The organism is Acidovorax facilis, assembly GCF_023913775.1.
Lineage (GTDB): Bacteria > Pseudomonadota > Gammaproteobacteria > Burkholderiales > Burkholderiaceae_C > Acidovorax > Acidovorax facilis.
In genome coordinates this window covers 20137-31824 of record NZ_JAMXAX010000064.1, presented here as the reverse complement: position 1 = coordinate 31824, position 11688 = coordinate 20137, and the positions used below count along the sequence as shown (strand labels likewise).

Here is an 11688-nt window from a genome sequence, read left to right as displayed (position 1 = left end):
GCAAGGCTTCTTTGGGTGGATCAAGAGCCTGTTCGGCGTTGGCACCACACCGGCAGCCCCTGCCCCCGTGGTTGCGCCCGCACCGGCAGCAGCCCCGGAGACCACCGCCCGTGGCGAACCCCGCCGCGATGGCCGCAACGGTGAAGGCCGTGGCCGCCGTGGTGGCCGCGATGGCAACCGGGACGGCCAGCGCGAAGGCGCACCCCGTGACGGCAACCGCGAAGGCAACGGCGAAGGCCGGGGCCGCCGTGGCGAACGCTCGGCCGAAGGCCGCGCACCCCGCGACGCCGAGCGCCGCCCCGAAGGCGAGGCCCGCGAAGGCCAAGGCCGCGACGGTGGCCGCAATGGACGCGAAGGGCGTGAAGGAGGTGGCCGTGGCCGCCGCGACAACACCGAGCCGCGCAACCAGAACGCAGGCTTGAACGGTGACAACAACACCGCCGTGACCGCACAGGTGGAAGGCCCCAACGCTGGCAACCCCGGCAACAGCACAGAAGGCCAACCCACCCAGCAGCCCCGTGGCGAACGCGGCCCACGCCGTGAACGTGGTGATCGCGGCAACCGTGGCGAACGTGGCGAGCGCACACCCCGCGCGGTGGAAGCCCAGGAAACAGCCGCTGCCGCAGTGCCTGGCGACTTTGCCGACACAGCGCCACTGGCTGCCTTGCCCGATCTGGACCTGTCCGGCAACGACGCTCAGCCCAACGGCAATGGTGCCGCTGCAGAAGAACAGCGCCGCGAGCGCCGTTCGCGCGACCGCTACGGCCGTGACCGCCGCGAGCGTGGCGAACGCGGTCCGCGTGACAACAACGGCAATGCCGAAGTCGCCGCACCGGCCATGCTGGATTTCGACCCCACGCAGGCCGAGCCAGCACCCGCGCAGGACGAAGCGCCACGCCGCAGCTACTTCACGGCCCCTGCAGCGGAGCCAGCGGCAGCGGCACCCGCTCCAGTGCCTGTGGCAGCACCCGTGCCCGCCCCGGCCCACGCACCAGCCCCCGTTGCTGCACCTGTCGCCGCGCCGGTAGCAGCCCCGGTGGCGGCCGCGCCAGCACCTGTGGCGGCACCAGCGCCTGTTGCAGCACCTGCACCCGCTGCAGCACCCATCGCACCGGTGGTACCCGCTGCGAACGGTCTGCCCCGCGTCCAGGCGTTCGCACTGCCCATCGACGAGCTGCAGCAAGTGGCTGCCGCATCGGGCCTGCAGTGGGTCAACTCCGACATGGACAAGATCGCTGCCGTGCAAGCTGCGATTGCCGCCGAGCCCAAGCCCATCCGCGTGCCACGTGAGCGCCCACCTGCAGTAGTGCTGGACGAAGGCCCGCTGGTGCTGGTGGAAACCCGCCGCGACCTGTCTGCCATGAAGCTGCCGTTTGAGCAGACTCCCTCGGCCTGATGCGCTGAAAACAGCTGCTGCCCCTCCGGGAGCCGCAGCTATGCAAAAAGAAGGCGGCCCAGGCCGCCTTCTTTTTTTGCGGGAGCCTGCCAATGCCCGCAAGCGCCCGAAGACAGTCCTTCAACAGGTACCATTTCGAGCCACCGCCTCCCCAGAATCGCAGCAGCCCACCCGGCCACCTGCTGCACCTTCCGAGATCCACGGACCTTCTGCCTCCATGCTGTTCCTGCTGTCTCCCGCCAAATCGCTCGACTACGACACGCCCTTGCCCGAAGGCCTGCCACACACCACACCCCAGTTTGTGGCGCAATCCACCGCGCTCATTGAGGTGCTGCGCGAGCAATCTCCGCAGCAAATCGCTTCGCTGATGGACCTGAGTGACAAGCTTGCCGCGCTGAACGTGGCGCGCTACCAGACCTGGCGCCCCCGTTTCACGGCCGCCAACTCGCGCCAGGCGCTGCTGGCCTTCAACGGCGATGTGTACGAGGGACTGGACGCCCGCACGCTCGCCCCGCAGGAACTGGACTGGGCACAAAGCCATGTGGCCATCTTGAGCGGCCTCTATGGCGTGCTGCGGCCGCTGGACCGCATGCAGCCCTATCGCCTGGAAATGGGCACGCGCCTGGCCACCAGCGCAGGCAGCAACCTGTACCAGTTCTGGGGCAGCCAGATTGCCGAGCACCTCAACACCCGCCTGCGCGCCGACACGACCCCCGTGGTGGTCAACCTGGCATCGCAGGAGTACTTCAAGTCCGTCGACCGCAAGGCGCTCAAGGCCCGTGTCATCGAATGTGTGTTCGAAGACTGGAAAGGCGGCGCTTACAAGATCATCAGCTTCCATGCCAAACGTGCGCGGGGCCTGATGGCGCGCTATGCGATCACGCACCGCGTGGCCACGCCGCACGAGCTCGAAGGGTTTGATCTGGACGGCTATGCCTTTGCCCCGGCATCATCCGAGCCCGAGCGCCTGGTCTTCCGGCGCAAGACCCTGCCCACCGCCTGACTCTGCTAACCCCATTCACGTTGAAGGACCGCCATGGCATCGCGTTCTGAGCAGCACCCCGACAGCAGCACCCCAACCACCCACCAGCGCGCCAGCACCGCGCGGCAGGCCATCACGCCCGAGCTGCGCCGCTGGATCATCGAACAGGCCCAGGCCGGCTACGCCGCGCCCGTGGTGCTGCAGTCCATGCGCGATGCGGGCTGGGATGAAGACGTGGCCGCCGACGCCTTGGAGGTCACGCTGCAAGACCACCTGAACGAACTGGCCGTACAACAAGGCCAGCCCGCCGCTGTGCCTGTGCCCGAGCCCCAGCTGGATGCATCGCCCGCCCAGGTGGACTGTGGCGACCGCACCGTGAATGTGCTGCTGGCCATGGCCCAGCCGCGCATCGTGGTGTTTGGCAACCTGCTCTCGCCCGAAGAATGCGACGCCCTCATCGCGGACGCTGCGCCGCGCATGGCGCGCTCGCTCACCGTGGCCACCAAGACGGGCGGCGAGGAAATCAATGACGACCGCACCAGCGACGGCATGTTCTTCCAGCGCGGCCAGAGCCCGCTGATCCAGCGCATCGAAGAACGTATTGCGCGCCTGCTGAACTGGCCCATCGAGAACGGCGAGGGCCTGCAGGTGCTGCACTACCGACCAGGAGCCGAGTACAAGCCGCACTACGACTACTTCGACCCCGCCGAGCCCGGCACGCCCACCATCGTCCAGCGCGGCGGGCAACGCGTGGGCACACTGGTGATGTACCTGAACACCCCCGAAAAAGGCGGTGGTACCACCTTCCCCGACGTGCGCCTGGAGGTCGCGCCGCAGCGCGGCAATGCGGTGTTCTTCAGCTATGAGCGCCCGCACCCGTCCACCCGCACGCTGCACGGAGGTGCGCCGGTGATCGCGGGCGAGAAGTGGATCGCCACAAAGTGGCTGCGCGAACGGGAATTCAAGTAAAAACAGGCTCTAGCGCTTATCCATAAAGCTCTACAAGCTATAAATTTAATAGCATTTATGAACACCCCGGAACAATCCCAACTCGGCAAGTCCTCCGCCTACGTGGACCAGTACGACGCTTCGCTGCTGTTCCCCATCCCCCGCTCCGGCAAGCGCGCCGAAATCGGGATCACCGGCGCCGCGCCGTTCTTCGGGGCCGACCTGTGGACGGCGTTCGAGCTGTCGTGGCTGAACCTGCGCGGCAAGCCGCAGGTGGCGCTGGCGCACATCACCGTGCCGTGCGAGACGCCCAACATCGTGGAGAGCAAATCGTTCAAGCTGTACCTCAACAGCTTCAACAACACCCGTTTTGCCGATGCGGCCGAAGTGCAGGCGCGCATCCGCACCGACATCAGCGAAGCCGCGTGGCGCGGGGCGGAACACCCGGCCACCGTGGGCGTGAGGCTCATCGCGCCGGAGCTGTTCGACCAGGAACCCGTGCATGAACTGGACGGTCTGAGCCTGGACCGCCTGGATGTGGAATGCACGCAGTACCAGCCAGCCCCCGAATTGCTGACGGCCACGTTCAACGAGGCACCCGTGACCGAAACACTGACCAGCAACCTGCTCAAAAGCAACTGCCTGGTGACCGGCCAGCCCGACTGGGGCAGTGTGCAGATCAGCTACAGCGGCCCGCAGATCAATCAGGAAGGGCTGCTGCAGTACCTGGTGAGCTTTCGCAACCACAACGAGTTTCACGAGCAGTGCGTGGAGCGCATCTTCATGGACGTGTGGACGCGCTGCAAACCCATCAAACTGACTGTGTACGCGCGCTACACGCGCCGGGGCGGGCTGGACATCAACCCGCTGCGCACCAGCCACCCGCAGGGCCTGCCGCGCAACGTTCGCACGGCACGGCAGTAGGCCCAGCCGCCGTCAGTCGCGTCGATCAGCTCCGCACATCGATCCAGTCGCACCGCAGGGTGTGGCGCAGGTGTGCACGCGTTCGCCAGGTGACATAGAGGCTGGGCCCGAAGATACCCATCAGGCACAGCGGCGCAGTCCACGGCTCGCCAAAAGCGATGATGGGAAACCAGCCCACCCAGCCCAGCATCCAGACCGTCAACACCAGGTCCCACAGTTGGTATTCGAGCGGGTGGTCTGCCTTGTGCGCGACATGCCACTGCTTGATGCGTTGCAGCTCGTTGAGGGTCATGGTGATCTCCCGGAAAACGGGAAAATCACTGTAAGTTACGAGTAAGCATTCGTCAAGGTCTGCGTGGCTGGCGGTCGCTCGCCACAGCACCCGTTACCCGTTACCCCAGCCGGAACACATCCACCGAGCGGCCCAGCGACACCGCACTCTCCTTGAGCCCCTGCGCCGCCGCCGCAGACTCCTCGACCAGCGCCGCGTTCTGCTGCGTCACGGTGTCCAGCTGCGTCACCGCCTCGTTGACCTGGGCGATACCTTGCGACTGCTCTTTGGTGGCACTGCTGATCTGCTGCACCAGCGTGCTCACGCGCTCCACTGCATCGACCACGCCCTCAATGGTGGTGCCGGCATGGCCCATCTGCTGGGCACCGCTGGCGATCTGGTTCACCGTCACGCCGATCAGACCGCTGATCTCCTTGGCGGAGCTGGCGCTGCGCTGGGCCAGCGCCCGCACCTCACCCGCCACCACCGCAAAACCCCGCCCCTGCTCACCGGCACGGGCCGCCTCGACGGCGGCGTTCAGGGCCAGCAGATTGGTCTGGAAGGCGATGCCCTCGATCACGCCCACGATTTCGCTGATCTTGGTGGACGACAGCTTCATCTGCTGCATGGCGGCGCCCACCTCTTGCACCGCTTGGCCGCCGCGCTTGGCGATGTCGCTGCTCTGCGCGCTCTCGTGCGAGACCTTGGCGGCAGTCTCGGAGGTCTCCAGCACCGTGCTGGCCAGTTGCTCCATGGCCGCAGCGGTCTCTTCCAGACTGCTGGCCTGCGATTCGGTGCGGGCCGACAGGTCGAGGCCGCCGCGCGAGATCTCGTCGGCCGATTCAATGAAGTTGCGCACCTCGGTGCGCACATCGCCCACCACTGCGCGCAGATTGACCTGGGTCTGCAGCAGGCGCTGCATGAGTGCACCCAGCGGCTCGGGATAGTCCGACCGGACCGAGGTGGTCAGGTTGCAAGCCGAAATGTCCGACGCAAACCGCGTAGCGTCGCGCAGGCCGCGCAGCACGCAGGTCTGAAACCGCCACAGTACAAAACCCGCACCCAGCGCCAGCAGCCCACCCCGCAGCACAACGGCCAAAGTGCCCTGCAGGCCCAGCAGATCGGGCACCAGGGCCAGTACCACCAGCATGGCCATCATCAGCACCATGCGGATCTGCAAAGGCAATTGCACCAGCCGCTGCCATGCACCCCGCAGGCCATGGTGGCGCACCTGCCCGCCGGCCAGCGAGAAGCTGAAGGCGCCCGACTCCGCCTCACGGCGCATCTGGGCATACAGGGCTTCGGCAGCGGCGATCTCTGTCGCGCTGGGCTTGGTACGCACCGACATGTAGGCGCGCGGCTTGCCACCTTCCATGATGGGGGTGACGTTGGCGCGCACCCAATAGTGGTCGCCGTTTTTGCGGCGGTTTTTGACAATCCCTGTCCACGGCTCGCCCCGGCCGATGGTCCGCCACAGATCCCTGTAGGCCTCGGCGGGCATGTCGGGGTGGCGGATGAGGTTGTGCGGCTGGCCAATGAGTTCGTCGTAGCTGTAGCCGCTCACGCGAACGAACGCTGGATTGCAGTGGGTAATCTCGCCCTTGGTGTTGGTGCTGGACACCAGCAGTTCATCGCCGGAATAGTCGAAGTTCTGCTGGGTCACGGGCAGGTTGATGCGCATGTTGGCTCCTGATGGGCCTGCAGCATGGGCAGGCAGCGCGGCACGCTTTTCGTTACCGCTTGATACCAATCAAGTCTAACGGGCCAACAGGGCCTTACACACCAAAAATCAGGCGCCTGAAAACGATTTAGAGCGGATAACAAAACCCAGCGCAGCGGTTCTGGCGAGGCGCTGCGTCGCAGGCTGTACGGGTAGTACGACCAGACGCAGCAACAACGCAGGAAGGGTTTTTTCGCCGCTCTTACTGCGCCGGCTTGTAGGCCGCAATGGCCTTGGCCAGATCGGTGGTCTCCTCGCACTGCGCGCAGATGGCCTGCAGCTTGGCGAGCTGGGCTTCGGCCTGCGCCTTCTGGCCAACCTTGAGGTAGCCCATGCCCGAGTATTCCAGCGCTCCCTTGTGGCGGGGGTCCAGCGCCAGCGCCTTGTTGTAGGCCGCAAACGCCTCGTCGTATTTACCGAGCCAACGGTTGGAATAGCCCAGCAGGTTATAGGCATCGGCGTTCTGCGGATTCTGGGCCACCACCTTGCTGAAGCTGCTGGCCGCCAGCGCCCAGTTCTTGGCTTCGATGGCTTTTTTGCCCACGGAAAAGTCGTCAATGCGTGCGTTCTCCACTGGCATGGTGGGCATATCGGCCGCGTGGGCCACTGGCAGTGCCAACAGGGGCACCAGCACCAGCGCCAGGCTCAGCAGGGGCGCAGACATCAAGGGGCGAACAGGGAATGAAGGCATGGGAAGCTCCTGAAAACGTGAAGTTGGAATGGTCGGAGGCCGCGCTGGCCCCATGCCGGAGACCGGCACCTCAGATAAACGACACGGAATGCAAAACGGATGCAGCGCCGGACAGTTATTTCTGCAAAGCCGATGGGCGCCTTGCGCCGCTCACCACAGCTTGGCGCAGTTGCCGGTGAAAAGCACGGTGCTGCTGGGCACCTGCGGCGTTGCCGATGCCTCCAGCGTCACCATGAGTTTGCTGACCTTGAGCAGCAGCTTCTCCGACGTATCGGGCAACACCGACACCGCAGAACCCGCCACCGGCACCGTGCCCAGCACAAACGGGGCACCGTCAGCTGGCACCGCCCATAACACCAGCTGGGGGGCTGCACCCGCCGTCGTCGCTGAAGTCGCTGGCATCGCTGGAAGCGTGATAGGCCCGATGACCTTCACCGTCAGCGTGCGTCCATGGCGCAGCGAACTCACCAGCACCTTGCCGTTGCCCGCCTCGTCCGTCAGCAGGCCCACATAGGCCTGCGGCAGTTTGTCCCCTGCGCGCAGGCCCACCTGGTCGCTCGACACAAACAAGGTTGGCACCGCAGCCACCAGGGCCACGGTAGCCACCACACCCAACACCACACCCGCCAAGCCCTGCAACACACCATGGCGCCGCCACAGCACACCGGCCCAACCGCCCTGCGGGGCTGCGTCTTTCACATCGCGCGGCCGGGTGCGCGCCTCAATGGCGGCCCACACGCGCTGCGGTGGCTGTTGCACCGGCACCGAACTGGCCAGCATCCCCAGCCGCCCTTCCCACTGCGCCACCAGCAACTGCACGTCGCTGCGATCGCGCAGCAGCCGCTCGAAGCGGCGGCGCGCGCCACCGCCCAGCGTGCCCAGCACGTAGGCAGACGCCAGGTGGTCCAGCAGCGCGGGGTGGGTGTACCTCATGCGCCCACCCCTTGCGCGGACAGGCAGCTTTTCAGGCGCTCCAGGCCCCGCCGGATCCACGCCTTGACCGAACCTAGCGGCGCGCCCATCTGCGCTGCCACCTCGGAATGCGACAGGCCCTGGTAGTAAGCCAGTGCCAGGCTTTGCCGGTAGCTTCCGTCCAGCGCATTCATGCAGCCTTCGATGCGCAGCGCCTGGGTGGCCTGCTCCAACAGATGCATCGCGCTGGGTGCGGGGGCCAATGCAGACGCGGCACCCGGCGGCGCGTCGCTGCCATCCCCATCGCTGCCTGCAAGCTCCGTGGTGTCGTTCCAGGCGCTTTCAGGCCGCCGGGCGCGGACGCGCAAGGCGTCCAGCGCCTTGTTGCGCACGATGGCGATCAGCCATGTCATGGGCTGGATAGGCTGCCCGCCCACTTCGCTGCGGTAGCTCCCAGCGTTCTTCCAGATGCTCACATACGCCTCTTGCAGCACATCCTCGGCCGCCTGTCCTTGTCCCAACATACGCACGGCAACGCCGAACAGATGCACGTGGGTGCGCTGGTAGATCTGCGCGAAGGCGGCATGGTCTCCCCCGGCTGCGGCGCGGATCAACGCTTGCAGGTTGGCGGAAGGAACATCGGTGGCAGTGGCCATATGCGGGCGAGTATAGGAACGCAACAGGCGATGCAGGCAGGTCTCGCTCTGGGTGTTTACGCCGATTGCCACGACCCCACCGGGCCGTGAACTGGCAGGAAACGACGTCAACCCGCGCTAAAAAAGCTGCGCCGTGCCACCCACACCCTCTGCGCCATCTGCGGAGCCTGGCTTGCGCCGGCGTGTTTCTGCCGTTGCCCCTGCCCGTGGCTCCAGCACGGGCTCTTCGCCCCGCCGCGCCAGCGTGCTGGCCCGCACGCCCAGCAGCCGCAGGCGCTTGTCCAGCGGCACGCGTTTGAGGCACTGCCCGGCCAGCTGGCGGATGGTGGCGCCATCGGCCGTGTAGAGGTTCGCCGTGTGGTCGCGCGTGGCGATCTTGAAGTCGTCGTAGCGCAGCTTGATGCCGATGGTGCGCGCCACATAGCCCTTGCGCTGCAGGTCTTCGGCCAGGCGCATACACAGGTCGGTGAAGATCGCGCCCAGTTCAGCGCGGTCTCGCACTGCGTGCAGGTCGCGGTCGAACGTGGTCTCGCGGCTCATGCTCACGGGCTCGCTCTCGGTCACCACCGGGCTGTCGTCGCGGCCCCAGGCCACCCGGTGCATCCACGCCCCGGTGGACTTGCCAAAGTGGCCCATCAGCCATTGCTCATCCTGCGCCGCCAGCTGCCCGACGGTTTCGATGCCCAGCCGTGCCAGCTTCTCGCCGGCCTTGGGGCCAATGCCGTTGATCTTGCGCACATTGAGCGGCCAGATCCTGGTCTGCAGATCTTCCTCGTAAACAATGGAGATGCCGTTGGGCTTGTTGAACTCGCTGGCCATCTTGGCCAGCAGCCGGTTGGGCGCCACGCCAATCGAGCAAGTCAGCCCGGTCACGTCAAAGATGCTCTTCTGGATAAGCCGCGCCAGCACCCTGCCCCCTTCACGCTGGCCGCCGGGCACGTCGGTGAAGTCGATGTACACCTCGTCCACGCCCCGGTCTTGCATCACGGGGGCTATCTCCATGATGGTGCTTTTGAACAGGCGTGAAAACCGCCGCACCTCGTCAAAATCCACCGGCAGCACGATGGCCTGCGGGCACAGCTTGGCGGCCTTCATCATCCCCATGGCCGAGCCCACACCAAACTGCCGCGCTGGGTAGGTGGCGGTGGTGATCACGCCCCGGCCGACATAGTCCTTGAGCAGCGGAAAGTCCTCTACCGGGATGAAATGCCGCTCCCGCAAGCCCGTGCCATCCGGGCCTTGCAGCAACAGTTCATCCACCTTGCGCCGCCCGCCCCCAATCACCACGGGCAGGCCCTTGAGCTGCGGGTAGCGCAGCAGTTCGACAGATGCGAAAAAGGCATCCATATCGAGATGGGCGATGCGGCGCAGCCGCTGCCCCTGGCGCTGTGGCGGGGCGGCAGTTGCGGGCTCGTTATCGGGGAAATCGGGCGCTGAAACGGTCACGCCCGCTATTGTGCGCGGCACAGTGACAGACTGCTGCCACCGGGCATGACGGGACTATCGCCTGGCCATCGCCGCGCTGCGAATGCCCTGCAGCGTGCCCGTGGGCGTGATCGCCTCGGGGTCGATCAAACAGTGCAACACGCTGGGCAGACCGCTCGCGCGTGCACGAGCAAGAGCCGGGGCGAAGTCTTCGGTGCGCTCTACCCGCTCTCCATGCCCGCCAAAGGCCTGGGCGTAGGCTTTGAAGTCCGGATTCTTGAGCTGGGTGGCGCTGATGCGGCCGGGGTACTCTCGCTCCTGGTGCATGCGGATGGTGCCGTACATGGCGTTATCGAGCAGCACCACGATGATGGGCAGGCCGTACTGCACAGCGGTCGCAAACTCCTGGCCGTGCATCAAGAAGTCGCCGTCGCCCGCAAACACCACCACCTCGCGCTGCGGCCACAGGCGCTTGGCACCCACGCCCGCGGGGAGGCCGTAGCCCATGGAGCCACTGGTGGGCGCCAGCTGGCTGGCATAAGTGGTAAACGGCCAGAAGCGGTGCACCCAGGTGGCAAAGTTGCCTGCGCCGTTGCAGAAGATGGTGTTGGCCGGCAGCGTGGACTTGAGATGCTGCATGACCTGGCCCATCTGCAGCTCGCCGGGGATCTGGATGGGGTTGGTGTCGCTCCACAGGATGTACTCGGACCGCGCCATCTCCGCATGGGCATGCCAGGCCACCGCCCCCGCTGGCCGCACACCCGCCAGCGCCGCAGTGAATGCCTGCGGCGTTGCGTGGATGGCCTGCGCGGGCCGGTACAGCTTGCCCAGCTCATCGGCATCGGCATGCACATGCACCAGCGGCTGCGTGGGGTTGGGGATGGCAAACAGCTCGTAGCCCTGCGACGGGATCTCTGACAGGCGCCCGCCCACCACCAGCACCAGGTCGGACTCGCGGATGCGCGCCAACAGGCGCGGGTTCACCCCCAGGCCCAGGTCGCCGCCATAGCAGGCGTGGTTGGCCGGGAAGAGCATTTGCCGCCGGAACGAGCAATACACCGGCAGCGACCAAGCCTCGGCAAACGCCACAAACTCGCGCACCGCCTGCTCGGACCAGCGGCTGCCGCCCAGAATGGCCACGGGCTGGTGCGCGGCCTTCAGGCGTTGGGCCAGCTCGGCCATCTGCGCGGCGCCGGGGTGCGTTTCGGTCACCTGGTAAGGCAGCGCATCGGCCACGGTGGCGGCTTCGGTCAGCATGTCTTCGGGCAGCGCCACCACCACGGGGCCGGGGCGGCCGGATGTGGCGACGTGGAAGGCGCGCGAGATCAGCTCGGGCACACGGGCCGGGTCGTCAATCTGCACCACCCACTTCGCCATGGTGCCAAACACCGCGCTGTAATCCAGCTCCTGAAACGCCTCGCGCCCCATGGCACCGCGTGCCACCTGGCCCACGAACAGGATCAGGGGGGTCGAGTCCTGGTGCGCGATGTGCACACCGGCCGACGCATTGGTGGCGCCCGGCCCGCGTGTCACAAAGCAGATGCCGGGCTGGCCCGTGAGCTTGCCCTGCGCCTCGGCCATCATGGCCGCACCGCCTTCCTGGCGGCACACCGTCACGGCAATGTCGGCATCGTGCAGGGCATCGAGCACGGCCAGATAGCTCTCGCCCGGCACACAGAACAGCTGCTTCACGCCGTGGGTGATGAGCTGGCGGACCAGGATCTGGCCGCCCGTGCGGGAGGTGGTGGGTGCGGTAGTCATGT

The 11688-nt window shown here is 66.4% G+C and carries 10 protein-coding genes and 1 pseudogene; 4 read left to right on the top strand and 7 right to left on the bottom strand.

What is annotated here, in order from left to right; all coding sequences use genetic code 11:
* The 4 genes and pseudogenes from NFX52_RS17445 to queF all read left to right on the top strand — a co-directional run.
* Positions 1–1396, top strand: a pseudogene (locus NFX52_RS17445) (Rne/Rng family ribonuclease); the annotation flags it as partial.
* A 217-nt stretch (positions 1397–1613) separates the two neighbouring features.
* On the top strand, positions 1614–2399 hold the full coding sequence (gene yaaA, locus NFX52_RS17440) for a peroxide stress protein YaaA (protein ID WP_055400671.1): 786 nt from the start codon (positions 1614–1616) through the stop codon (positions 2397–2399).
* Positions 2400–2432: 33 nt separating this feature from the next.
* A complete protein-coding gene (locus tag NFX52_RS17435) occupies positions 2433–3347 on the top strand; it encodes a 2OG-Fe(II) oxygenase (RefSeq protein ID WP_202907204.1) in 915 nt (304 codons plus the stop codon).
* Positions 3348–3404: 57 nt separating this feature from the next.
* The gene (queF, locus tag NFX52_RS17430; RefSeq protein WP_055400669.1) at positions 3405–4250 is read left to right on the top strand and encodes an NADPH-dependent 7-cyano-7-deazaguanine reductase QueF; all 846 of its coding nucleotides are present in this window, start codon (positions 3405–3407) and stop codon (positions 4248–4250) included.
* A 25-nt stretch (positions 4251–4275) separates the two neighbouring features.
* Here the strand turns inward: queF and NFX52_RS17425 are convergent, their stop codons facing one another.
* The 7 genes from NFX52_RS17425 to NFX52_RS17395 all read right to left on the bottom strand — a co-directional run bounded on the left by NFX52_RS17425 (position 4276) and on the right by NFX52_RS17395 (position 11686).
* Positions 4276–4542, bottom strand: coding sequence for a hypothetical protein (locus NFX52_RS17425; RefSeq protein WP_055400667.1), 267 nt, complete (start codon positions 4540–4542; stop codon positions 4276–4278).
* Positions 4543–4642: 100 nt separating this feature from the next.
* Positions 4643–6202 (bottom strand): methyl-accepting chemotaxis protein, encoded by a 1560-nt coding sequence (locus tag NFX52_RS17420; protein WP_055400665.1) that lies wholly within the window; start codon positions 6200–6202, stop codon positions 4643–4645.
* A gap of 241 nt (positions 6203–6443) precedes the next feature.
* Positions 6444–6932 carry a tetratricopeptide repeat protein gene (locus NFX52_RS17415; RefSeq protein ID WP_055400663.1) on the bottom strand — a complete coding sequence of 163 codons (489 nt, stop codon included), beginning with the start codon at positions 6930–6932 and terminating at the stop codon, positions 6444–6446.
* A gap of 150 nt (positions 6933–7082) precedes the next feature.
* Complete coding sequence (locus tag NFX52_RS17410; protein WP_055400661.1) at positions 7083–7865, bottom strand: anti-sigma factor; 783 nt, start codon at positions 7863–7865, stop codon at positions 7083–7085.
* Positions 7862–8500 (bottom strand): RNA polymerase sigma factor, encoded by a 639-nt coding sequence (locus NFX52_RS17405; RefSeq protein ID WP_055400659.1) that lies wholly within the window; start codon positions 8498–8500, stop codon positions 7862–7864. The genes NFX52_RS17410 and NFX52_RS17405 overlap by 4 nt, the downstream gene beginning before the upstream one ends.
* Positions 8501–8617: 117 nt before the next feature.
* Entirely contained in the window at positions 8618–9847 is a 1230-nt protein-coding gene (locus NFX52_RS17400; protein ID WP_055400657.1) for a Y-family DNA polymerase, read from the bottom strand.
* 153 nt (positions 9848–10000) lie between these two features.
* Positions 10001–11686 (bottom strand): thiamine pyrophosphate-binding protein, encoded by a 1686-nt coding sequence (locus NFX52_RS17395; RefSeq protein WP_055400655.1) that lies wholly within the window; start codon positions 11684–11686, stop codon positions 10001–10003.
* Positions 11687–11688: the final 2 nt, after the last annotated feature.

What these genes read in the sequence shown, in the direction of transcription:
- yaaA (WP_055400671.1), top strand. Translation starts at nt 1,614, where the DNA reads ATGCTGTTCCTGCTGTCTCCCGCCAAATCGCTCGACTACGACACGCCC.
- NFX52_RS17435 (WP_202907204.1), top strand. Translation starts at nt 2,433, where the DNA reads ATGGCATCGCGTTCTGAGCAGCACCCCGACAGCAGCACCCCAACCACC.
- queF (WP_055400669.1), top strand. Translation starts at nt 3,405, where the DNA reads ATGAACACCCCGGAACAATCCCAACTCGGCAAGTCCTCCGCCTACGTG.
- NFX52_RS17425 (WP_055400667.1), bottom strand. Translation starts at nt 4,542, where the DNA reads ATGACCCTCAACGAGCTGCAACGCATCAAGCAGTGGCATGTCGCGCAC.
- NFX52_RS17420 (WP_055400665.1), bottom strand. Translation starts at nt 6,202, where the DNA reads ATGCGCATCAACCTGCCCGTGACCCAGCAGAACTTCGACTATTCCGGC.
- NFX52_RS17415 (WP_055400663.1), bottom strand. Translation starts at nt 6,932, where the DNA reads ATGCCTTCATTCCCTGTTCGCCCCTTGATGTCTGCGCCCCTGCTGAGC.
- NFX52_RS17410 (WP_055400661.1), bottom strand. Translation starts at nt 7,865, where the DNA reads ATGAGGTACACCCACCCCGCGCTGCTGGACCACCTGGCGTCTGCCTAC.
- NFX52_RS17405 (WP_055400659.1), bottom strand. Translation starts at nt 8,500, where the DNA reads ATGGCCACTGCCACCGATGTTCCTTCCGCCAACCTGCAAGCGTTGATC.
- NFX52_RS17400 (WP_055400657.1), bottom strand. Translation starts at nt 9,847, where the DNA reads ATGGATGCCTTTTTCGCATCTGTCGAACTGCTGCGCTACCCGCAGCTC.
- NFX52_RS17395 (WP_055400655.1), bottom strand. Translation starts at nt 11,686, where the DNA reads ATGACTACCGCACCCACCACCTCCCGCACGGGCGGCCAGATCCTGGTC.